This is a genomic window from Rodentibacter mrazii (genome assembly GCF_001998825.1).
Lineage (GTDB): Bacteria > Pseudomonadota > Gammaproteobacteria > Enterobacterales > Pasteurellaceae > Rodentibacter > Rodentibacter mrazii.
This window is the reverse complement of the sequence record NZ_MLHG01000003.1, coordinates 21,343-42,614: the sequence shown is the minus strand read 5'-3', so window position 1 is coordinate 42,614 and position 21,272 is coordinate 21,343. Positions and strand designations below refer to the sequence as shown.

Annotated in this window: 22 protein-coding genes and 1 tRNA gene; 12 read left to right on the top strand and 11 right to left on the bottom strand. The window is 38.8% G+C overall.

What is annotated here, in order from left to right; genetic code table 11:
* The first annotated feature begins 15 nt into the window (after positions 1–15).
* Both BKK47_RS00260 and BKK47_RS00255 read left to right on the top strand, forming a co-directional pair.
* On the top strand, positions 16–333 hold the full coding sequence (locus BKK47_RS00260) for a c-type cytochrome (protein ID WP_077492951.1): 318 nt from the start codon (positions 16–18) through the stop codon (positions 331–333).
* Between the two features lie 107 nt (positions 334–440).
* Positions 441–1,052, top strand: a complete 612-nt coding sequence (locus BKK47_RS00255; RefSeq protein WP_077492950.1) for a lipoprotein HlpB — start codon at positions 441–443, stop codon at positions 1,050–1,052.
* A gap of 88 nt (positions 1,053–1,140) precedes the next feature.
* Here the strand turns inward: BKK47_RS00255 and BKK47_RS00250 are convergent, their stop codons facing one another.
* The 5 genes from BKK47_RS00250 to BKK47_RS00230 are packed head-to-tail and all read right to left on the bottom strand — an operon-like array spanning position 1,141 to position 5,935.
* The gene (locus BKK47_RS00250) at positions 1,141–2,247 is read right to left on the bottom strand and encodes a lytic murein transglycosylase (protein WP_077492949.1); all 1,107 of its coding nucleotides are present in this window, start codon (positions 2,245–2,247) and stop codon (positions 1,141–1,143) included.
* 25 nt (positions 2,248–2,272) lie between these two features.
* On the bottom strand, positions 2,273–3,076 hold the full coding sequence (locus BKK47_RS00245; protein ID WP_077492948.1) for a glycosyltransferase family 2 protein: 804 nt from the start codon (positions 3,074–3,076) through the stop codon (positions 2,273–2,275).
* 14 nt (positions 3,077–3,090) lie between these two features.
* Entirely contained in the window at positions 3,091–3,972 is an 882-nt protein-coding gene (locus BKK47_RS00240; RefSeq protein WP_077492947.1) for a glycosyltransferase family 2 protein, read from the bottom strand.
* Positions 3,965–5,164 carry a hypothetical protein gene (locus BKK47_RS00235; RefSeq protein WP_077492946.1) on the bottom strand — a complete coding sequence of 400 codons (1,200 nt, stop codon included), beginning with the start codon at positions 5,162–5,164 and terminating at the stop codon, positions 3,965–3,967. Before BKK47_RS00235 ends, BKK47_RS00240 begins: the two co-directional genes overlap by 8 nt.
* On the bottom strand, positions 5,165–5,935 hold the full coding sequence (locus BKK47_RS00230; RefSeq protein ID WP_077492945.1) for a glycosyltransferase family 25 protein: 771 nt from the start codon (positions 5,933–5,935) through the stop codon (positions 5,165–5,167).
* Positions 5,936–6,062: 127 nt separating this feature from the next.
* Here BKK47_RS00230 and BKK47_RS00225 point away from each other — a divergent pair, with 127 nt between their 5' ends.
* The 3 genes from BKK47_RS00225 to BKK47_RS00215 are packed head-to-tail and all read left to right on the top strand — an operon-like array spanning position 6,063 to position 9,282.
* On the top strand, positions 6,063–7,586 hold the full coding sequence (locus tag BKK47_RS00225; protein ID WP_077492944.1) for a lipopolysaccharide biosynthesis protein: 1,524 nt from the start codon (positions 6,063–6,065) through the stop codon (positions 7,584–7,586).
* Positions 7,583–8,542, top strand: coding sequence for a polysaccharide pyruvyl transferase family protein (locus tag BKK47_RS00220; RefSeq protein WP_077492943.1), 960 nt, complete (start codon positions 7,583–7,585; stop codon positions 8,540–8,542). The genes BKK47_RS00225 and BKK47_RS00220 overlap by 4 nt, the downstream gene beginning before the upstream one ends.
* A complete protein-coding gene (locus tag BKK47_RS00215) occupies positions 8,539–9,282 on the top strand; it encodes a YdcF family protein (RefSeq protein WP_077492942.1) in 744 nt (247 codons plus the stop codon). The genes BKK47_RS00220 and BKK47_RS00215 overlap by 4 nt, the downstream gene beginning before the upstream one ends.
* A 54-nt stretch (positions 9,283–9,336) precedes the next feature.
* Here BKK47_RS00215 and pgi read toward each other — a convergent pair whose 3' ends face one another.
* The 4 genes from pgi to pyk form a co-directional block, all read right to left on the bottom strand.
* Positions 9,337–10,986, bottom strand: coding sequence for a glucose-6-phosphate isomerase (gene pgi, locus BKK47_RS00210; RefSeq protein WP_077492941.1), 1,650 nt, complete (start codon positions 10,984–10,986; stop codon positions 9,337–9,339).
* A 29-nt stretch (positions 10,987–11,015) separates the two neighbouring features.
* Positions 11,016–12,098 carry an alanine racemase gene (gene alr / locus BKK47_RS00205; RefSeq protein ID WP_077492940.1) on the bottom strand — a complete coding sequence of 361 codons (1,083 nt, stop codon included), beginning with the start codon at positions 12,096–12,098 and terminating at the stop codon, positions 11,016–11,018.
* A gap of 9 nt (positions 12,099–12,107) precedes the next feature.
* A complete protein-coding gene (locus BKK47_RS00200; RefSeq protein WP_059365314.1) occupies positions 12,108–13,514 on the bottom strand; it encodes a replicative DNA helicase in 1,407 nt (468 codons plus the stop codon).
* 251 nt (positions 13,515–13,765) lie between these two features.
* A complete protein-coding gene (gene pyk / locus BKK47_RS00195; RefSeq protein WP_077492939.1) occupies positions 13,766–15,202 on the bottom strand; it encodes a pyruvate kinase in 1,437 nt (478 codons plus the stop codon).
* A gap of 224 nt (positions 15,203–15,426) precedes the next feature.
* On the opposite strand from pyk, the gene BKK47_RS00190 reads away from it, so the two are divergent.
* Positions 15,427–15,503 (top strand) — tRNA-Val (locus BKK47_RS00190).
* Positions 15,504–15,722: 219 nt separating this feature from the next.
* On the opposite strand, the gene BKK47_RS00185 is transcribed toward BKK47_RS00190, so the two are convergent.
* Together BKK47_RS00185 and BKK47_RS12290 are read right to left on the bottom strand one after the other, a co-directional pair.
* Positions 15,723–16,010, bottom strand: a complete 288-nt coding sequence (locus BKK47_RS00185; RefSeq protein ID WP_208603954.1) for a hypothetical protein — start codon at positions 16,008–16,010, stop codon at positions 15,723–15,725.
* A 50-nt stretch (positions 16,011–16,060) separates the two neighbouring features.
* Positions 16,061–16,270, bottom strand: coding sequence for a hypothetical protein (locus tag BKK47_RS12290; RefSeq protein ID WP_143529551.1), 210 nt, complete (start codon positions 16,268–16,270; stop codon positions 16,061–16,063).
* A gap of 645 nt (positions 16,271–16,915) precedes the next feature.
* On the opposite strand from BKK47_RS12290, the gene BKK47_RS00180 reads away from it, so the two are divergent.
* The 6 genes from BKK47_RS00180 to BKK47_RS12845 all read left to right on the top strand — a co-directional run bounded on the left by BKK47_RS00180 (position 16,916) and on the right by BKK47_RS12845 (position 21,260).
* A complete protein-coding gene (locus BKK47_RS00180; protein ID WP_077492938.1) occupies positions 16,916–17,575 on the top strand; it encodes an amino acid ABC transporter permease in 660 nt (219 codons plus the stop codon).
* The gene (locus BKK47_RS00175) at positions 17,565–18,233 is read left to right on the top strand and encodes an amino acid ABC transporter permease (protein WP_077492937.1); all 669 of its coding nucleotides are present in this window, start codon (positions 17,565–17,567) and stop codon (positions 18,231–18,233) included. The genes BKK47_RS00180 and BKK47_RS00175 overlap by 11 nt, the downstream gene beginning before the upstream one ends.
* Positions 18,234–18,243: 10 nt before the next feature.
* Positions 18,244–19,008 carry an amino acid ABC transporter ATP-binding protein gene (locus BKK47_RS00170; RefSeq protein ID WP_077492936.1) on the top strand — a complete coding sequence of 255 codons (765 nt, stop codon included), beginning with the start codon at positions 18,244–18,246 and terminating at the stop codon, positions 19,006–19,008.
* Positions 18,992–19,849 carry a cysteine ABC transporter substrate-binding protein gene (locus BKK47_RS00165; RefSeq protein ID WP_077492935.1) on the top strand — a complete coding sequence of 286 codons (858 nt, stop codon included), beginning with the start codon at positions 18,992–18,994 and terminating at the stop codon, positions 19,847–19,849. Before BKK47_RS00170 ends, BKK47_RS00165 begins: the two co-directional genes overlap by 17 nt.
* 377 nt (positions 19,850–20,226) lie before the next feature.
* Complete coding sequence (locus BKK47_RS00160) at positions 20,227–20,916, top strand: AzlC family ABC transporter permease (RefSeq protein WP_077492934.1); 690 nt, start codon at positions 20,227–20,229, stop codon at positions 20,914–20,916.
* Positions 20,913–21,260, top strand: coding sequence for an AzlD domain-containing protein (locus BKK47_RS12845; protein WP_077492933.1), 348 nt, complete (start codon positions 20,913–20,915; stop codon positions 21,258–21,260). Before BKK47_RS00160 ends, BKK47_RS12845 begins: the two co-directional genes overlap by 4 nt.
* Positions 21,261–21,272 lie beyond the last annotated feature (12 nt).

The window sequence follows — 21,272 nt, the reverse complement described above, 5'->3', positions numbered from 1 at the left end:
TTAAAAGGATCATCAATGAAAGGGCTTCATTTATTTCTCGGAGGCTTGCTCTGTATTGCTTTTTTTGCTCAAGCCGAGACCGCTAATACTCCTGTTTTCAGCAAAGCAGAAAAAATTTACAAACGCTCCTGTGCTACTTGTCACGGGAAAAAAGGCGAGAAAGCGGCAATGGGTGAATCTAAAATCATCAATCAATTAAAAACGGAAGAGATTTCAACCGCACTTTTTGAACGCAAAAAAGAAAATATTATTGGAGCCGGCAATCCGGCAAAACAACGTTTAAGCGAAGAGGAAATAAAAGCCTTATCCGAGTTCGTGCCAATCTTAAAATAAATTTCTTGAAAAAATTTTAAACTAATCCGAAAATAGGCAGTCTGAGGTAAACGTGGACTTAATCATCCAACAAATACTTTTTTAATTTCCAATTCAAAGGATTACTTATGAACAAATTAACAAAAATTACTGCAACTGCATTGTTTACTTTATTCTTAACTGCTTGCGATAAAGCCGCAGACAAAACGGCTGATGCAGCTAAACCTGAAACAACTCAGCAGACTGAAGCGGCAAAACCTGCTGAAACAACGGCTCCGGCAATGACTGCTGAAGCACAAGAAAAAGCAGATTACGAAAAATTAATCGCTTGGAATCAAGAGCAAGGTGCAGTGCAAGCTCAAAATCAACAAAAATTACAGCAAGCATTAAGTGCGGCAGCCGCAGCCAAAGATGAAAATAAAGCAAAAGCAGCCATTGAAGAATTTAACAAGAATGTTCAAGCAAGTATTGCAAGTTTAGATGCACTTGATTTGAAATCCGATTTAATCAGCAATGCGAAAAATCAAACCAAAGAAGTATTGACTCTTGCGAGCCAATTATTGGTTACTCAAGCAAATGTGAAAACGGAAGCAGATCAAAAAGCTTATGCCGAACAAGCAGCACAATTACAAAGCAAAATGCAAGCTTTAGCTGAGCTTGGTGCACAAATTGAAGCTAAATTTAACCCGGCTCCGGCTCAACCAGCTACTCCTAATGCAGAAAAACCGGCTGCAAAATAATATTTGTTGTCTAACCAAGCAAAAAAAAAACGGTGGTCAAATTGACCGCCGTTTTGTTATATAATCCTGCATCTGCTACATAATATCGTTATAATCCGACCCTTTCCTTAATTCGATCCGCAAACATTCCGATACTCACAGCAAAATAATTGGATTTATTCCAATCTAAAATCGTGCGAAAATTATTAGACACCAAAAATGCCCGCCCCACTTGCTTATCCGGACGGACAAGCCAAAGATCCGCATGGGAAAGTGCGGTCAGTTTTGCTTGTTCTTGCGCACTGAAACTTAACGGTATCACGCCTTGAGCCTGCCAATCACGTAAAGAGCGGGCTTTATTTTTCTCAATACCAGAAAAAGATAAATCAAGCGGTTGATTTAAAGTGACTTCAATTCCCCACGGCAATTTATCGTCCCAACCAACGGTGTGTAAATAATTTGCAATAGAGGCAAAAGTATCAAATTGGTTTGTCCAAATATCTTTCTCTCCATCACCATTGCCGTCCGCTGCATAATTTAAGAATGCACTTGGCATAAATTGGGTTTGCCCCATTGCGCCTGCCCAAGATCCTAACATTTTGGGACGTTGAATATAATTACTGTCCAGCATTTTCATCGCATTGACGAACTCTTTGCTAAACAAGGCTTCACGTCTTCCGTCAAAGGCAAGGGTCGCTAAAGCGGATAACACATCATAACTCCCTTGATAATGCCCAAAACTGCTTTCCATACCCCATAATGCAAGAATATATTCTTGTTGTACGCCATAACGTCGGCTTGCCCGTTGAAGCGGCACTTGAACTTCCCAATAACGCTCTTCCGCCACATTCACTTTACTATTGGTTAATACTTTATTGAGATAATTGGTCGTGCCGTTCGGATTCAACATGGGAGGTTGGTTCGGATCACGTCTTGCTGCCAGCCCTGCCTGTACACGATCTAACGCTACGGCTTTTTCCACATAACGAATATTATTTTGTGTATTTAAGGTAGCAAGGGAAACACCTTCTGCTACTGCTTTGCCCTTTAAAAATTGTACATAATCGTTAAAATTATCCGGTGTACGGGGTTTGGAATAAACCGCATGACGACTAATTGCAGGAATGTTTTTAACTGATGAACTTTGGCTACTGCTAGAACATCCCACGAGTAAACAAGATAAAAGTGTGGTGGACAATACCGAGATTTTTTTCATTTACTTTCCTTCTATTAATATCATTTTATTTTCTTAAAAATTGATTATAAGCCGTTTTCAATAATGAGGTCGGCAATAAACGAGAAGCGGATCGTAAAATAAAAATAAATAAACCGGAGACTAAATCCTGTATGCCTAAACGGTATTTGAGTTTAAATAACCGCCATTCCGCTTTAGCCTGATTTAAACCGCGACGCCGCCCTACCATTCCATTGCCTACTCGAGCATAAACCAAAATATCCGGTAAATTTGCCACCGCTTGACCTTGTGCAACGAGCTTAATCCATAAGTAATAGTCTTCTTGTAGATCTTCATAACCCCCACAATTTACCACCGCACTTTTCTGATATGCCACCGTCATATGGTTAAAAGGACAACGTTTTTGGGTAAATTTCACAATATCTTGCGCTTCTATCGGCACACGGCGATAGGCAACAATATCATTCACATTCTCGCCAAACTCGGCAATTTGTCCGCCAAAAATAATGGTGTCAGGGTGTTTTTCAATAAATGCCACTTGCTTTGCAAAACGTTCCGGCACGCAAATATCATCTGTATCCATACGGAAAACCCAGTTATAGGAACAATGTTTCAAGCCCTCATTTAAGGCATTGCCCAGCCCTCGATTTTGCGGTAGTTTCACCAATTTTAACGGTAACTGTTTTTCAAATTCGGAAACAACTGCTTCCAGTTCCTCAGTAACCGCACCATCAAATACTAAAACAATTTCATCCGCCCGATGGGTTTGAGCGGCTAAACTTTCAAAACATTCCCGTAAAAATTGCGGATTTTCCTTAATATATAAAGACATTAAAACTGAAAATTTCATAACCACCTTTTCTATTACATAAAACGTTTCAAATTCAGTGCCAGTTTCGGCGAAATCAGCACAATCATCGCCATCACAAATTGTTTAATACTTTTGGTTTGTTTAAAAATATCGAAATAATAATATGCCGCCTTGCGTGATAAGTTCATGATATGTGGATAAGCCAAAATATAGCTGGCGTTGATGTTGAAATTATGTGCCTGCTCTTGTGTTTCCACATAATGCTCACGAATGTAATCAATAGCTTTTTCTGTGTTGGTGGTATCCGTTGAGACACTGGCACGTTTGGTGTGAAAAGTGCAAGAGGTCAATGGCTCGCTCAGCATATAAGGCTTGAAATCAGGCTCTTTGATCACTTTTAAGAGGAAATCATAGTCTTCCAAAGAGCGAAGTTCGGTTGATAATCCGCCTATTTTTAAGAAAAGATCTTTCTTCACCGCTACCATCGGCATACCACCAATTTTGTTGGCAAGTAAAATCCGTTCCACACTAACTTCTTGTGGTGAGATCGGTTTGGTCACATAGGTAAAACCTTCATTCACCATTTCGCATTTTGCCGGGTGGTAAATGAAATTAATATCGGAGTGTTTGTTAATCACCTCTGCCAATCTCTCACATTTATTCTCAGCAAAACGATCATCATCATCTAAAAATAGCAACCACTCTCCCAATGCCACACGTGCACCGATATTTCGACTTTCCGCAGCCCCCTGATTGGTTTCATTACGAATTACGTTCACCTTAAAAGGATAGGACTTCTCCAACACAACAGGCTCTGTTGAGTGATCATCAACAATCACCACCTCAAAATTTTTGTAGGTTTGCTGAGTTAAACTTTCCAATAAAGCGGGAATTTCCGATTTTCGATTGTAAGACGGAACAATAATACTAAACATTTTTTCCCTCATTCTGTACTAAGAAAATGCGTTGTTTGCCGTGAGAGCCAAATAATGACAAAAACATCAGCATCACAAACATAATGCCCGGAAAAGCAAAAGTATCGGCTTTGATGTTGCAGGCGGCAAGAATGACAAAGGAGGAAAGCATGAATTTCCAACTGCCATCAAACCAATTTAATGCCACTTTGCGGACAAAATAAAAGGTGACAAAGAAACAAACCAGCATATAAGCCAGACCACCATATAAAATCTGACGTAAAAAACCGGAATCCGTATTACCATAATAACGCCCTGTTTCTAGCTGCCCTGTCATATACATGCCATCACCGCAGATAAACTGTTTCAAAGTCGGCATAAATAGATGATTTTTGACCAAGGTATCCGTAGAAGAACTGACAAAACCGGATCCGTGTAATAAATTAATGACCGGTTCTAAAGCATGCGCAACATAAGGATTTTTTGGCATAAAATAAGCCAATCCCAGCACTACTAGTAAAAATACAATCAACGATGGTACATATCGCCATTTAAAATACACGGCAATACTCACCACGGAAAGCAACAAAAAGGTTCTGCCGGAAATCAACCCGATACAGAGCATCAAAAACACCAAAATACTCGGTATGCTGTTATGTTTTGCGTTATACGCTAATAAAAAATGGAACAGTATTAAGTAAAATAAACTCAGTTGGAAAAAAGCGGTGGCCGTGATGTTATACAGGCGGTATTCCTGTTCCGAACCATAAAACCGTGCGGGCAAAACCGCATTGGTTGAAAGCAAAAAATCCACCAAAAAGGAGATGCCAAACAACGCTAATATGCCAAATACAAATTGTACCGCCACCCCGATTTGCAAATCTCGTACAAGCCGTTGTTGCCCGTTTGGTATCCCATAAAAAGCGTTATAAAACCCAATACCGAAAATAAATAAAATCAGTGATTTCACATACATCATGATCACCGAAAAATCCCTTGTGCCATTAATCAGCAGAGGCACGACACTCAATAAAATTAGCCCTAACAATACAGCTAAACTATCCATTGGCACCACAATACCTTGGAGGTTTTGTTTTTTCACATAGCGATAAATTAAAACGCCAAATGCGATGCTCCCCACCACAACAGACATACGTACAACATGGAAAAACCACGGATCATAAATATAAAAAAGATTAAAAAGTGCAGTCATTTATTTTCCTAAATTTTTCCGAATCGCCATTATTTTTTTCAGCGGATATTTCATCAATTTTTTCGCAAGATTATTGGCTTGAGAACCTCGAATCGCCTCAAGATTGCTGACTAATTTTGGATTTTCGATCACCATCAGCGGACGAACCACTTGATTCGGCAAGGCAAATCTCGTTTCAAATAATAAAAAGTCATCAGCAAGCCAAAAAGGTTTGCCTTGTTCAAGCAGTTTGAGAAAAGCACGTGCGGCAGATTTTTTGATCAAATATCCTACCGTACCGGCAAAATAACTTTTATAGGGATAGGCATAAGCCACATCGCCCGCTTTATGACACAAAAATGAAAAAGTCGTGGGGTAATTAATTTCCAGCTCAATATCATTAAATTGAGCAATTTTTGATTGCCCGATAAGCACAATCGGCATGGCATTATTTTGGCTTAAAAGTGCGGTCAAATTTTGTTGGAAATTTGGTGCAAACAACGCATCATCTTCACACACTAAGGCATAATCATCGTCCGCCACCGATTCATCTTCCACAATCAAACGATACACCTCAAGATGACTTAGAGTACAGCCGATTTCACCCTTGGTCACTTTACGCCCGTAACACCGTTCAAACTGAGCCAAATCAAACTGCTGCGCCAATTCTTCCCATTCACGTTGCATCGTATTGATTGCAGAAAATACACAGAAATCCGCCGTATCGGGTTGCGAAAAGAAAAGCGCACGTCGCTGTTCATCTTTATCCAAGGAAATCAAATATTTATTCATTATTTTCTCGACTAAAATGGTATCGTCTATTTGATTAATCAAATGGGAAATAGTTGCATAAAAGATTGCTGATTATACTAAAGAAATTTATAATTCCCCACCAATTTTAAGGCGAAAATCAGTCATAATGTCGAACAAAACCATTGCGAAAAATACTCTGTTTCTCTATATCCGTATGCTCTTTAATATGGGAGCAATGCTTTATATTTCACGTGTTGTATTACGTGTGCTGGGCGTGGAAGATTTCGGGATTTATAACATTGTCATGGGCGTGGTGATTTTGTTTTCGTTTTTTAACGGTACGATGACGGCAACCACCCAACGTTTTATTAATGTGGAAAAAGCCTCCAATGATTCAAGCTGTGTCAATATTATTTTTAATATCAGTATCTTAAATCATCTCTTTATTATGTTTGTCGTGGCAGTGTTAGCGGAAACCATAGGGTTTTGGTTTTTAAACCATAAACTCAATATTCCGACAGAAAGAATGCACGCAGCCAATATTGTCTATCAAATTGCCCTTCTCATTGCCCTGATTGAAATTATTAAAGTTCCCTTCAATGCAATGATTGTCGCCCATGAGCGAATGTCATTTTATGCGTGGCTGGGCTTGAGTGAGACGGCATTTAAACTCTCCGCTATCTTTATTTTGATGCAGATTGAACAATACGATAAATTAATCAGTTATAGCTTATTATTACTTGGGGTAAGCCTGCTTGTATTTTTGCTTTATTTTAATTTTACCCGCCGCACTTTTTATAATGAAACCCGCTTTCGTTTTTACAAGGATTTTAGCAAAACAAAAGAAATGGCAAGTTTTTCCGGTTGGATGTTACTCGGACAAACGGCTTATGTCGCCTCAACACAAGGCTTAAATATGGTCATCAACCTGTTTTTTGGGGTTACCGTCAATGCTGCCGTAGGAATCGCCACCCAAGTAGATACCGCGATTTATAGCTTTGTGAATAACTTTCAAGTGGCATTTAACCCACAACTTGTGCAATCTTATGCGGCAAAAGATTACGAACGCAATAAAAAACTTATTCTCGGCACATCAAAATATTCCTTTTATCTCATTGCGATTTTATCCGCACCGGTACTTTATTTTCCTCACACGTTGATTACCTTTTGGTTAGGTGATCATTTACCAATATACGTGCAACAATTAGTGCAAATCACCCTGTTATGTTCACTGATTAGTGCCATGGCGGGATCATTTTGGATGACGGCGTTGGCTATCGGAACAAACAAAATTAAGCAATATAATATTGTCATTGCAATCATTGATCTTTGTACCGTGCCGCTCGTCTATTATTTATTTATCCTCGGTTATAACCCAATCTATGCCTTTATCGGCAGATTTTCCACCGCACTTTTCATGCAAATCTACCGTTTCTATTTCATTAACAAAAAAATTCAATTTAACCGAAAAGAATTTGTCACATATCTACTTAATATCGGCATCGTATTTGCTTGCTTAATCGGGCTCATTTACTTGTCAGATACCCAGCGCGTTTATACTTTCCCTGAATTTTTAGCCAAGGCTGTATTGTTGGAATTTGGGCTGATTGCGATAATTTTATTAATCGGTTTAAATCGTACAGAAAAAGCCTTCTTATTTGGCTATATTTTGAAAAAGGTAAAAAAATGAATTCAACATTAATTTCTCTAAAACAGCAACTCGATCCCATCGCGGATTTAATCAAAGATAAAAATGACGTGTTTTACTTTGATTATCCGTTGCATTTAAATGTCGGAGATTTATTGATCTATCACGGAACGGAACAATTTTTTAAAGATCATCATATCCATGTGAGATTAAAACGTTGTGAGTTCGACATAGACATTAATGAGATAAAGCAAAAGATTACCCCGAATACAACAATTTTGTTACACGGTGGAGGAAATTTTGGCGATCTCTATCCACAACACCAAAAAATTAGAGAGGCAATGATTCAACATTTCCCCAATAACCGTATCATCGTGTTGCCACAAACGCTGTATTTTAAAGAGCAAAAAAATCTCGAAAAATCAGCCGCACTTTTCAACCAGCACGAGGATTGTTACTTACTTGCCCGTGATGAACGCACGGCGGAAAGTTTCAAACAATTTTCCTCAAATGTGACATTATCACCGGATATGGCACATCAGCTTTACGGCACGTTGCCGACAAAACAAGGCAACACCGGTAAACAACTTTATTTTTTACGCAAAGATATTGAAGCCAGTGACGTGGAAAAAAATATCCTTGCCACCCTGCCGTCTCAGGCTAATGTACAAGACTGGGAAGATATTCTCACCCGTTTAGATAGTATCGTTTTGGCTCTTAGTTGGCGTATAAGTAAATTTGCCCATCAACAAAATTGGGGCTGGCTGAAAAATCTTTTTCATCAATTTTGGTTTTCTTACACCAAACACATTGTGAATCGTGTCGCCAAGGTATTTTTACAAAATGATCAGGTAACCACCACCCGTTTACACGGCCATATTTTCTCCTGCTTACTGGAAATTCCAAACCGAGTATGTGATAACGCTTACGGGAAAAATTCCGGCTATGCCCATTTATGGACAAAAAATATTGATTTTGTGGAAATTGACAAAAAATGATGGAGCTCAAAAAACTTATCACTGCAATGATATTACCGCCATTTAATATTTTAATTTTATGGCTGCTGGCATTGATATTGGCAAAATTCAATTTCAAAAAATTAAGCCGAATTTTGACCGCTCTTGGGCTTACTCTACTTTATATATTGAGCATTCCCTTCACGGCACAAACCTTGAAAGACAGCTTAATTACGGAAGACAATTTAACACTCAACGACTACCAAAATGCACAAGCCATTGTGTTATTGGGGGGCGGATTGCGGGATAGCAAAGAGCTTTATGCGCCGCTTGCTTCCACTGCTATTCAGCTTGAACGCTTACGCTATGCAGCGTATTTACAAAAAGAAACAGACTTACCGCTTTTGATTACCGGTGCAAGCCCGACGGGTGCAATTGAAGCGAAAATTGCCGCAGAAGAATTACAAAACTTCTTTCATATCCCCACAAAATGGGTTGAGCCGAATGCCTTAACCACCAAGGAAAATGCCTTGTTTACCAAACAAATATTGGAAAAAGAGCATATCAATAAAATTATTCTGGTGACCAATGAATGGCATATGCAGCGGGCAAGGCTACTTTTCCAACAACAGGGATTTGAGGTATTGCCGGCGAGTGTGGGCGAAGGTATTACCCCAAAAGAATATAAATTAAATATGATGCATTTTATTCCGCAAGGCGCTGCATTAGCGAAAAATATGCAACTATTGAAAGAATGGATTGGTTATTGGAAAGAAAAATAATGTCTTTCATAAAAAGTGCGGTCAAAATCGACCGCACTTTTCACTCCAATTAATTTATCGCCATGCTTTAAATTGATTGATTAGTCCGTTTGTTGAGCTGTCGTGGCTTGACACTTTTTCACTGTCCGCCAATTCCGGCAGGATACGGTTAGCCAGTTGTTTGCCCAACTCCACACCCCATTGGTCAAAACTGAAAATATTAAAAATCACGCCTTGAACAAAGATTTTGTGTTCATACATGGCAATCAATGCTCCCAATGTGAATGGGGTGATTTTTTGCACTAAAATAGAATTGGTCGGCTTGTTACCGGTAAACACTTTAAATGGAACAATATCTTTTACCTCATCTAAGGATTTACCCACTTTAACAAATTCCGCTTCCACTTCTTCTTTTGTTTTACCGAACGCTAATGCTTCTGTTTGAGCAAAGAAGTTAGACAGCAATTTATTATGATGATCCGCTAATGGATTATGACTTTGTGCCGGTGCAATAAAATCACAAGGAATTAAAGTTGTACCTTGGTGAATTAATTGATAAAAGGCGTGCTGACCGTTTGTACCTGGTTCACCCCAGATAATCGGCCCGGTTTGGTAATGGCTAATAGCGTTACCGTTTCTATCTACATATTTACCGTTTGATTCCATATTCCCCTGTTGGAAATAAGCAGCAAAACGATGTAAATATTGGTCGTAAGGTAAAATTGCTTCCGTTTGTGCGCCTAAGAAATTAGTGTTCCACAATCCCACAAGAGCTAAAGTGGTTGGGATATTCTGTTCGATTGGTGCGGTGCGGAAATGTTTATCCATTTCGTGCGCACCGCTTAATAATTGCTCGAAGTTGTCAAAACCAATAGAAAGCGCAATGGATAAACCAATGGAAGACCATAGGGAATAACGTCCGCCTACCCAATCCCAAAACTCAAACATATTATTGGTATCAATGCCAAACTCCGAGACTGCTTTTCCATTGGTGGAAAGTGCCGCAAAATGTTTCGCTACCGCACTTTTATCTTTTGCAGAAGCTAATAGCCAATCACGTGCGCTCTCAGCGTTGGTCATAGTTTCTTGGGTGGTAAAGGTTTTAGAAGCAACCAAGAAAAGCGTGGTTTCCGGATTCACTTTTTTCAGTGTTTCTGCAATATGTGTGCCATCTACATTAGAAACAAAGTGCATTGTGAGATGATTTTTATAAGGACGTAACGCTTCAGTGACCATATAAGGGCCTAAATCCGAGCCTCCAATTCCGATATTCACCACATCAGTAATAGCTTTTCCGGTATAACCTTTCCACTCACCGGAAATCACACACTGACAAAAATCCTTCATTTTTTCCAAAACCGCATTCACTTCCGGCATTACATCTTTGCCATCCACCATCACAGGTGAATTAGCCCGATTACGAAGTGCGGTATGTAATACGGCACGATTTTCGGTACGGTTGATTTTTTCGCCGTTAAACATTGCTTCTTTTGCACTGTCTAGCGAACATTCTTGAGCTAACTGACGAAGAAGTGAAAGGGTTTGTTGATTAATATTGTTTTTTGAGAAATCCACTAAGATTTGATCTTTAAAGATTAATGAATAATCCTTAAAACGATCCTTTTCTTGTTGGAACAAATCTTGAATGGTCAAATTTGCCAATTCTGTTTGATGCGTTTCTAATGCTTTCCACGCCTGAGTATGGGTTGGATTAATATTTTTCATAGTATTTCCTTCAATTATTAATTTGAAATCTAGTCCACGTATTCGGTGATAACACGCGGTGTTAATTTTGTAATCAATTCATAGCTCAAAATACCGGTAAATTGGGCTACGGTTTCAATCGGTAATTCTTTACCCCATAAAATCGCTTCATCACCAACCTGATCTTGGCTATCCGCACCTAAATCTACGGTAAGCATATCCATGGATACACGTCCTACAATCGGTACTATACGTCCATTTAAATAGACGGGCGTACCTTCCGGCACATCGCGCGGATAACCATCGCCATAACCAATGGCGACAACGCCAATTTTCGTATCACACGGGCTTGTCCAAATCCCCCCGTAGCCCACAGGCTCGCCTTTTTTGTGATTACGTACGGCAATAAGAGAAGACTTCAGATTCATAACGGGAGTTAAATTAAATTCAGCCCCCACAGTATCCGTTGGCGAAATACCATACATAATAATACCGGGACGAATCCAATCCAGATGGGATTCTTGCCAAAACAAAATCCCACCCGAGGCAGCAATACTACGTTCTCCCTGTTTATCTTGGGTCACAGATAAAAAGCGATTAATTTGAAGTTGTGTATAATCGGATTCAAGTTCATCAGCCCGACTAAAATGACTGACAAAACCTAAGTGCGGTTGAATTTGAGGAAGTTTTTTCAGTTCTTGATAAAATTCCTCCACTTCGTCAAGCGCAACCCCTAAACGGTGCATTCCGGTGTCAATTTTAAGCCACACTTTAATTGGGCTTGGCAGAATTGCCCGTTTTAAAACCTCAAGCTGCTCATGATTATGAACAATGGTCTCAATATTATTCACAGCCAAAATAGGCAAATCTTTTTCAGCAAAAAAGCCTTCCAATAACAAAATAGGTTTTGTGATACCGTTTGAACGTAGTGCAAGAGCCTCTTCCAAACGCGCTACACCAAAACAATCAACATCTTTCTCTAAAGTTGATGCGACAAATACTACCCCATGCCCATAAGCATTGGCTTTAACTACGGCAATAATTTTGCTATGAGGTGCTTTTTGTTTAATCACTGCTAAATTGTGTTTTAAAGCTCGTGAACTAATTTTCGCGGTTGCCGGTTTTACGTTCATTATTGTTCCTTAATAGTCATCATGATATTCTCGCTGTTCTGCAAGATTATCGAAACGTGAAAATTGCCCGTTAAATTTCAAACGTACACGACCGATCGGACCATTCCTTTGTTTACCGATGATAATTTCCGCCACGCCTTTATCTTCAGAATTATCGTTATAGACTTCATCACGGTAAATAAACATGATCAAATCGGCATCTTGCTCGATAGAGCCTGATTCACGTAAATCCGAGTTTACCGGACGTTTATCCGCTCGCTGTTCTAAGGTTCGGTTTAACTGAGAAAGTGCGATGACTGGGACTTCCAGCTCTTTCGCTAAGGCTTTTAATGAACGCGAAATTTCCGCTATTTCTAAAGTACGGTTATCGGAAAATGCCGGTGCACGCATAAGCTGCAAATAATCCACCATGATAAGGCTCAGTCCGCCATTTTCACGATAAACACGCCGTGCACGAGACCGCACTTCCGTTGGTGTTAAGGCGGAAGAATCATCAATATAAAGGTTGTTCTTCTGCTTAAACATACCGAATACACTGCTGATTTTATTCCACTCAATTTCATCCAAACCTTGACCGGTACGAATTTTCGTTTGATCCACACGGGCAAGGGAAGCAATCATACGCATCATAATTTGTTCCGCCGGCATCTCTAAACTAAATACCAATACGGGCTTATCACTTGCCATGGCGGCATTTTCACATAAATTCATCGCAAAGGTCGTTTTCCCCATGGAAGGACGTGCGGCGACAATAATCAAATCGGAAGGCTGAAGCCCCGCCGTTTTTCGATCGAGATCCGTAAAACCTGTTGTTACGCCGGTTACACCGGAATGATTTTTTACTTTACTCAAGGTATCAATACGTTCAATCGTATTCTGTAACACACTAATTACATTTTGCGGTCCCTCATTGGAAGAACTCCGTTTTTCAGCAATAGCAAAAACTTCCCGTTCCGCTTCATCCAAAATCAATTTGATGTCTTGCCCTTTGGGGGAATAGCTTTTTTCCGCAATACGATTTCCCACGGAAATTAATTCGCGCAAAATCGCTTTTTCTCGAACAATATCCGCATACGCCAAAATATTGATAGCATTTGGCGTATTATTCGACAGCTCGGCAAGATACGCAAAGCCCCCGACTTCTTCACTGATCCCTTTATTTTTTAGTGCCTGATCAAGTGTAATCAAATCAATGGGCGATTGGTTTCGTATGAGATCTTCCATTGCTTGAAAAATTGCACGGTGTGCAAAGGTGTAAAAATCATCGGCAATTACACGCTCGGCAATACCATCCCAATGTTGGTTACTCAACATAATACCGCCCAATACGGCTTGTTCGGCTTCAAGGGAATGAGGAGGAATGCTAACTTGTGCGGTTTGTTTATCTGATGAGGTAATTTGCGGTTTCGAGGCCATAGATAGTTTGAAATACAAAAAGAACTGGCGTTTATGATACCGCAAATAGAGAGGAGGTTTAAGAAAAAAGTGCGGTCACAAAAAACAAAGTTTTTTGAACGTTGGCTTTGCCAACGGCTGAAGGGGTGAATAAATCACTTTAGTGATTTATGAATAATTTTGAGGAGATTTCCTCGACTAGTTTTTATTCCTAAATAGAAAAATAAAAAACGGTGGGAAATCCCACCGCTCTTTTGATTCTAATTCGCCTATTACTCAACGATCAAAGTACGACATACGTTAGTATGTTTCATTAACTCATCACCTTGAGTTAATAGCACTAAATCGCCAGAGTTTAAATAGCCTTTTTCTTTTAATAAAGCAATTGCTGTTTGTGCGCCATTTGAGCTACGAGATTCAGCATCGCTGAATACCGGTGTCACACCACGATATAACGCACAAAGGTTTAAAGTTTCTTGATTACGAGATAAGGCAAAAATAGGTAAACCTGAGCTAATACGGGACATTAATAACGCAGTACGACCGGTATGGGTTAAAGTAATGATTGCCGCCACACCTTTCATATGGTTTGCTGAATACATTGCAGACATCGCAACGGCTTCCTCAATATCATCAAACTCTTTATCCATACGATGACGAGACACGTTTATGCTAGGCATTTTTTCCGCCCCTAAACAAACTCGAGCCATTGTTGCAACGGTTTCTGACGGATATTGTCCCGCAGCCGTTTCTGCTGAAAGCATTACAGCATCAGTACCATCTAATACCGCATTCGCGACGTCCATGACTTCCGCACGAGTCGGCATAGGATTACTAATCATGGATTCCATCATTTGTGTAGCGGTAATCACTGCACGATTTAATTGACGTGAACGACGAATTAATTTTTTCTGAACACCCACTAATTCAGGATCACCGATTTCAACACCTAAGTCACCGCGAGCAACCATGATAACATCAGATGCTAAAATAATGTCGTCCATTGCTTCATCACTTGCCACACTTTCGGCACGTTCAACTTTAGCAACAATTTTCGCATTTAAGCCGGCCTGTTTAGCAAGTTCACGCGCATAATTTAAATCTGCACTTGAACGAGGGAAAGAAACCGCTAAGAAATCAACACCGATACGTGCCGCAGTAATAATATCTGCTTTGTCTTTTTCAGTTAATGCATCAGCAGATAAACCACCACCTAATTTGTTAATCCCCTTATTGTTTGATAACGGACCACCAACAGTCACTTCAGTGAATACTTTCGCTCCTTCGCTTGATAGTACTTTTAGTTGAACACGTCCATCGTCTAATAAAAGAATGTCACCCGGAACAACATCTTGAGGAAGGGTTTTGTAGTCTAACCCTACTGCTTCCTGATAACCTTCACCTTTTGGTAACTCAGCATCAAGAATGAATTTATCACCAACATTTAAGAAAATTTTGCCATCTTTAAAAGTAGAAACCCGAATTTTAGGACCTTGTAAATCACCTAAAATTGCCACAGTTTTACCCAATTTTTTCGCAATAGAACGAACACGTTCGGCACGTTCAATATGATCTTCGGGTGTACCGTGCGAGAAGTTCATACGAACTACGTTTGCACCTGCTACAATAATTTTTTCAAGATTGTTATCGCGATCAGTTGCAGGACCCATAGTACATACAATCTTCGTTCTTCTTAGCCTTCTAGACATCATTCTACTCCGTAAATATTTTGCTAACTTTAAATAAACCACTCACCCAAATATTTTTTTGGGCAATATAAATCGGCGCGCATTATACGCCTAAAAGAAGCCAAAATCAAAAAAGACTTCCCTACACTCTCTTCTCATTTTGGTTATTTTTTTATCATTTGAAATAATCACTAAAGAAAATTACTTGTCTTCATAAAAAAAACTGTTTATTATCCACCGCATTCGCGACTATAGCTCAGTTGGTTAGAGCACCACCTTGACATGGTGGGGGTCACTGGTTCGAGTCCAGCTAGTCGCACCATCCCTTTCATAGCCCTGCGGAACTTAACGCAGGGCTTTGTTTTATCCGGTGTTTGCAGGGCTTTCCATTTACACAATTTTTCCGCAAAATCGACCGCACTTTAGTTATTCCCCTCTAACGCTTACCAGGCTTTACGACTGGCAATAATCAGAGTAAGGTTCACAAAGCAAGCGGAAAAATGAGGTGTATAATCGTGCTATTATATTCCTCTCTATTATTTTAAATTTGCCTTTTGATATTCCTATCACTTAACTTTGCTGTAGATAAATGTTCTTTCATTGTTACATCAGCCAATATTTTCCCCTCTTTCACAAAATAAAAATCAACTTTTGATGATTGTTCGGCTTGTTCAAGGAGATCATTCACAACTCTTAATGCGTCTCTGATTACTTTTTCACTACTGAAAAATCCTTCTAATTCGCCATTATTTACACCATCATTTTGAATAAGTGTCAAAATGGCTTTAGCTTTTCGGATCGCGGTGTGAACTTTACCCGTGTTTTTCATTGATAAAGCGCAATGGGTTGGGATTCTAGCCATAAACAACCTCCGTACGGTTAGAAATAGAGGAGTGATATTTCGGAGCTGATTTGTCCTATTGGGAGGACTAGCCGATAATTCCATGCTTGAGTGACATTATCTGCCTCAATATGATGTAAGCGTAGATAAGGCTTACCGGAAGTTTGATATGAAATGCCACAGAATAGATAGATCATCGCTAATAGCTCCAAAGTTAAATTATTGAAGACTACCGCTGAAGTTTCCATACTTTAGGCGGTAACTTATACGAACCGGAAAACCTTTGAAATCTGGAGTACACTACTTCTCCCCATACCCCCTACCGTTAAGAGAAATTTAACCAATATAATTTTCGTTATTTTCTAGGTACGGTATGCACCAGAAACAGAAAAAACGGCTCTTAGATGATCATACTGGCGTTCACTAAACTTCTGCTCTTTTAGTTTCCAAGCACGTAAATCGTTTTTGTAGCTTTGAAAAAATAATGCCAAAACTGACCGCCCTTTGTAAAGGGAATTATGACAATTCTTTTACTTTACCTAATTTTAGATGAAACATTTCTCAATACTCAGATAAGTCTGTATAATAGAACTAATTGTTGCTTGTTTCTTAATCAGAAAAAAGAGTCGGTAACTGCAAAAATTCGACTCCCCCATCTGGTATTTATAAGGTTTAGCGTCACTTTTATGTTAAATAGTATTCTGCTCCACTTTTGACAACAAAATATTTCCGCCTTACAAAAAGGCTGCCCGTTTTCACCACACTTTTTTATCTCAATACCAAGAATTCATTTATTCCATTCCATTATAACTAATTCATTTCAATTCTTTCCCGATGAGAAAAATCTTCTCTACTATAATGCCTACGAAAACGCTTATGTCATAAAAGAAACAATGAATTGGGACTACATTATCAGCGTGTTACCACGCTTTGTTGATGCAACATTGATAACCCTTGCCCTCTCGTTTTGGGGGATTTTATTCTCATTTATTATTGGCACGATCTGTGCAGTCATCAATAGTTATAACTTTAAAGCATTAAATTGGTTGGTAAAAAGTTATATTGAACTTTCACGCAATACCCCATTATTGATTCAAGTTTTCTTCCTTTACTTCGGGCTTTCAAAAATCGGCATCAAATTAGACGGTTTTACTTGCGGGGTAATCGGCTTAGCTTTTTTGGGCGGAAGCTACATGGCAGAAGCGATTCGTGGTGGTTTAGAAGCGGTTTCCAAAGGTCAAATTGAGTCTGCACTCAGCATTGGTTTAACACCATTTCAAGCTTTTCGCTATGTTATTTTTCCGCAGGCATTAGCGATTTCTCTCCCCGCAATAGGTGCGAATTGTCTGTTTTTAATGAAAGAAACCTCTGTCATTAGTGCTGTTGCGGTAGCAGAACTCATGTTTATGGCAAAAGAAATTATCGGAATGGATTATAAAACCAACGAAGCCTTGTTTTTATTAGTGGTGTTTTATTTAGTCATTTTGCTACCTATTTCAATTTTTATTCGTTATGTAGAACAACGTACACGGAGAGCAAAATATGGGGTTTGAATTATTATTCCAAGGCAATAATCTCACCAGACTGCTAAGCGGTCTTTGGGTGACGGCTGAAATTGCCTTCGTTTCCGTCTTTTTTGCCTGTCTTTTTGGAGTAATTTTAGGGGTGGTAATGACAAGCAAAAATGCCGTAATTAAAGTGATTTGCCAAGTTTATTTAGAATTTGTCCGCATCATCCCTTTGCTTGTTCTACTGTTTATCACCTACTTTGGATTAGCAAAATGGTTTGGAATACATTTAGACGCTATCACCGTCTGCATTTGGGTATTTATTTTTTGGGGAACCGCAGAAATGGGCGATCTTGTGCGCGGCGCGTTAACCTCCATCGAAAAACATCAGGTTGAATCCGCTTATGCTTTAGGACTAACGCCTTTTCAAACCTTTATTTATATTTTGATCCCCCAAAGTCTAAAACGTGTCACCCCAAGTGCCATCAATCTTTTCACCCGAATGGTGAAAACCAGCTCTTTAGCGATGTTAATCGGTGTAATAGAGGTGATTAAAGTGGGTCAACAAATTATTGAACACTCACTTTTTAGCAATCAATCAGCGGCACTCTGGATATACGGGGTCATTTTCTTTCTTTACTTTGTAATCTGTTATCCGCTCTCATTATTTTCCCGTTATTTAGAAACCCGTTGGGAAAGCTAAAGGAATATATATGGCATTACTAGAAATAAAAAATCTTGTTAAAAACTATGGCGAGGTTGAAGCACTAAAAGGGATTAATCTTTCCGTCGAAAAAGGCGAAGTCGTGGTGATTTTAGGCCCGTCCGGCTGCGGCAAAAGCACATTACTTCGTACATTAAACGGCCTAGAGCCCATAAAGAGCGGTCAATTATTGCTCCAAAATGCCGGCGAACTTGGCAAAGAGATAAGTTGGATCAATGCTCGGCAACAAATTGGAATGGTATTTCAAAGCTATGAATTATTTGCCCATTTATCAGTGATCGACAATATTTTACTCGGACCTTTAAAGGTTCAGAAACGTGATCGGGCAGAAGCCGAAAAACAAGCAGATGAATTATTAAAACGTGTGGGATTATTTGATCGAAAAAACGCCTACCCACGTGAGCTTTCCGGTGGGCAGAAACAGCGAATCGCTATTGTACGTGCACTTTGTATGAATCCTGAAATTATGTTGTTTGACGAAGTCACCGCCGCCCTCGATCCCGAAATGGTACGCGAGGTACTTGATGTGATATTAGGGCTTGCCAAAGAAGGCATGACAATGTTGATTGTCACCCATGAAATGGGGTTTGCCCGGCAAGTGGCAAATCGTATTGTTTTTATGGATAAAGGGCAAATCATTGAGCAAGCCAAGCCGGAAGATTTTTTCACCAACCCTACCACGGATCGGGCGAAAACATTTTTAAACATCTTAAACTATGAACCGAGAGGAACAAACTATGAAGAAAACATTTAAAAATTTAACCGCACTTTTTGCCACTGCAACCTTAGCCCTAGGGCTTACTGCCTGCAATGACAATACGTCAAGCAAAGAGACTTCACAAACTCTCTCAACCATTGAGCAATTGAAACAAGCCGGCAAAATTCGTATTGGTGTATTCAGCGACAAGCCGCCTTTCGGCTATGTAGATGCCCAAGGCAAAAGCCAAGGTTTCGATGTGGAAATCGGCAAAGCCATCACCAAAGATCTCTTAGGTGATGAAAATAAGGCGGAATTTGTGTTGGTGGATGCCGCCAATCGTGCGGAATATTTACTTTCCAAAAAAGTGGATATTATCCTCGCCAATTTCACTGTAACGGCTGCACGAAAAGAAGTGGTTGATTTTGCTAATCCTTATATGAAAGTTGCCCTTGGGGTGGTTTCAAAAAATGGTGCGGTAATTACCGATCTTGAGCAATTAAAAGACAAAACACTCATTGTTGATAAAGGCACCACGGCGGATATTTTCTTCACAAAAAATTATCCGAATATCAAATTATTAAAATTTGAACAAAATACGGAAACTTTTGAAGCCTTACGAGACGGCAGAGGGGATGCGCTATCAAATGACAACACTTTCTTATTTGCTTGGGTAAAACAAAATCCGGGTTATACTGTGGGCGTGAAAAGTTTCGGCGATCAAGATGTCATTGCCCCTGCCGTTCGTAAAGATGCAGCGGATTTATTAAATTGGCTCAACACTGAAATTGAAAAACTTTCAAAAGAAGGCGTACTCAAACAAGCCTACGAAAAAACCTTATTACCAGTTTACGGTGATAGTGTGGCCGAAAGTGATATTTTGGTAGAGTATAAATAGTTTCATACACAATAAGGGCAAATTTACTTGCCCTTTTGTAACATAACGGCGATAAATCTTGAATATAGTATAAATCTCTCTAAACGTTTCCTTCCAATAATTATCTTAAAAATTGTGATCTAACTCACAAATTTAACATCCTATTAACAAACAGATTTAAAATTCTTTCTTCATCTATTATAGTGGTTTAAATCCAATCTAAGAGAAATTTTAGATTTGTTAATCTGATAGCGAGCGCAATATTTTATTATTTAGCTATGAAAAGAATATTAATAATCAAGCATGACTAGTGAAGTATCTAAAAAAGGCTTTTAGCGCTCTAATAAGTAAAGCACCAAGAAAACGATTTTTAATATAGAACAAGCGAGATATATCTAATGAAATTATTTTCAAATAAATCATTTAATGCCGGGCTAAAAGATTCAATATCTTTTGGGTTGGCTTTTATTTTTCTATATGTCCCTATTGGGGCTTTAGGTGCCAGTCAAGGTTTAAGTTTATTTGAGGTAATGGCGACAAGTATTTTTATATTTTCAACCCCATTACAATTTCTTCTTATCCAAAGCTATAGTTCAGGAATATCTCTAATTCCAATAATTTTAGCGCTAAACTCTAGATTTATTTTAATGTCATCAGCGTTGTCCGGCTATTTTAAAAATATTTCATATAAAAACATTTTTTTATCAAGCATTCTGATTGTTCCATCTGTTTTTTCAGCCTGCATTTCTAGATTTAAAAATAAGGAAGAAAACTATTTTTTATACTTCTTAGGTGTCGGGTTACCCATTTACTTGGTATCTGTTTTATCAACACTTATTGGCTACTATACCGGCTCAGAGATTAGCTCGCCTCTATTTTATGAAATAGTGAAAATTGTTTTGCCATTACAATTTACCGCTTTAGCAGCAAAACATTGGCCGGACTATCTTGATATTAGCGCGTATTGGATAGGATTATTATTGGCACCTATATTTCTATTCTTATTTAAAGAATATACAATGATTATCGCACCATTTTTAATTGGTATTTCATTAGCTACTTTTGATTATATTGGTAAGAAAAAATGACAAACATTCTCTTTTTAATTCTTTTCTCAGCAATAACTATTTTTATCTTTAGAATATCCCCTTTCTTTCTAAAAGAAAATAAACATCTAAACAATAAAGAGGGATTTATCTATAAATCAATAAGTTATAGTGCCCAAGCAATGATTGGAATCATTGTCTTTAACAGTGCGTTTTCCGGGAAGGATATAGTAAATATAATCAATGATTTTGGCCTAAAAACTATCGTTATATTATTTTTATTGTTAGGGACATTCATCATGACTATCGTAACCAAAAAAATAATACCGAGTTTTATCATCACATTAACATTATACAGTGCAATACTATATTACTTCCCGATATAACACGCTATTTTC

Bases quoted from the DNA above. Each gene is read 5' to 3' on its own strand.
- BKK47_RS00250 (WP_077492949.1), bottom strand. From the start codon at position 2,247: ATGAAAAAAATCTCGGTATTGTCCACCACACTTTTATCTTGTTTACTC.
- BKK47_RS00175 (WP_077492937.1), top strand. From the start codon at position 17,565: ATGGGGTTTGAATTATTATTCCAAGGCAATAATCTCACCAGACTGCTA.
- BKK47_RS00240 (WP_077492947.1), bottom strand. From the start codon at position 3,972: ATGTTTAGTATTATTGTTCCGTCTTACAATCGAAAATCGGAAATTCCC.
- BKK47_RS00185 (WP_208603954.1), bottom strand. From the start codon at position 16,010: ATGAAAAACACGGGTAAAGTTCACACCGCGATCCGAAAAGCTAAAGCC.
- BKK47_RS00230 (WP_077492945.1), bottom strand. From the start codon at position 5,935: ATGAATAAATATTTGATTTCCTTGGATAAAGATGAACAGCGACGTGCG.
- BKK47_RS00200 (WP_059365314.1), bottom strand. From the start codon at position 13,514: ATGGCCTCGAAACCGCAAATTACCTCATCAGATAAACAAACCGCACAA.
- pgi (WP_077492941.1), bottom strand. From the start codon at position 10,986: ATGAAAAATATTAATCCAACCCATACTCAGGCGTGGAAAGCATTAGAA.
- BKK47_RS00160 (WP_077492934.1), top strand. From the start codon at position 20,227: ATGAAATTATTTTCAAATAAATCATTTAATGCCGGGCTAAAAGATTCA.
- BKK47_RS12845 (WP_077492933.1), top strand. From the start codon at position 20,913: ATGACAAACATTCTCTTTTTAATTCTTTTCTCAGCAATAACTATTTTT.
- BKK47_RS00235 (WP_077492946.1), bottom strand. From the start codon at position 5,164: ATGACTGCACTTTTTAATCTTTTTTATATTTATGATCCGTGGTTTTTC.
- alr (WP_077492940.1), bottom strand. From the start codon at position 12,098: ATGAACGTAAAACCGGCAACCGCGAAAATTAGTTCACGAGCTTTAAAA.
- BKK47_RS00165 (WP_077492935.1), top strand. From the start codon at position 18,992: ATGAAGAAAACATTTAAAAATTTAACCGCACTTTTTGCCACTGCAACC.
- BKK47_RS00180 (WP_077492938.1), top strand. From the start codon at position 16,916: ATGAATTGGGACTACATTATCAGCGTGTTACCACGCTTTGTTGATGCA.
- BKK47_RS00245 (WP_077492948.1), bottom strand. From the start codon at position 3,076: ATGAAATTTTCAGTTTTAATGTCTTTATATATTAAGGAAAATCCGCAA.
- BKK47_RS12290 (WP_143529551.1), bottom strand. From the start codon at position 16,270: ATGGAAACTTCAGCGGTAGTCTTCAATAATTTAACTTTGGAGCTATTA.
- BKK47_RS00225 (WP_077492944.1), top strand. From the start codon at position 6,063: ATGTCGAACAAAACCATTGCGAAAAATACTCTGTTTCTCTATATCCGT.
- BKK47_RS00170 (WP_077492936.1), top strand. From the start codon at position 18,244: ATGGCATTACTAGAAATAAAAAATCTTGTTAAAAACTATGGCGAGGTT.
- BKK47_RS00215 (WP_077492942.1), top strand. From the start codon at position 8,539: ATGATGGAGCTCAAAAAACTTATCACTGCAATGATATTACCGCCATTT.
- pyk (WP_077492939.1), bottom strand. From the start codon at position 15,202: ATGTCTAGAAGGCTAAGAAGAACGAAGATTGTATGTACTATGGGTCCT.
- BKK47_RS00220 (WP_077492943.1), top strand. From the start codon at position 7,583: ATGAATTCAACATTAATTTCTCTAAAACAGCAACTCGATCCCATCGCG.
- BKK47_RS00260 (WP_077492951.1), top strand. From the start codon at position 16: ATGAAAGGGCTTCATTTATTTCTCGGAGGCTTGCTCTGTATTGCTTTT.
- BKK47_RS00255 (WP_077492950.1), top strand. From the start codon at position 441: ATGAACAAATTAACAAAAATTACTGCAACTGCATTGTTTACTTTATTC.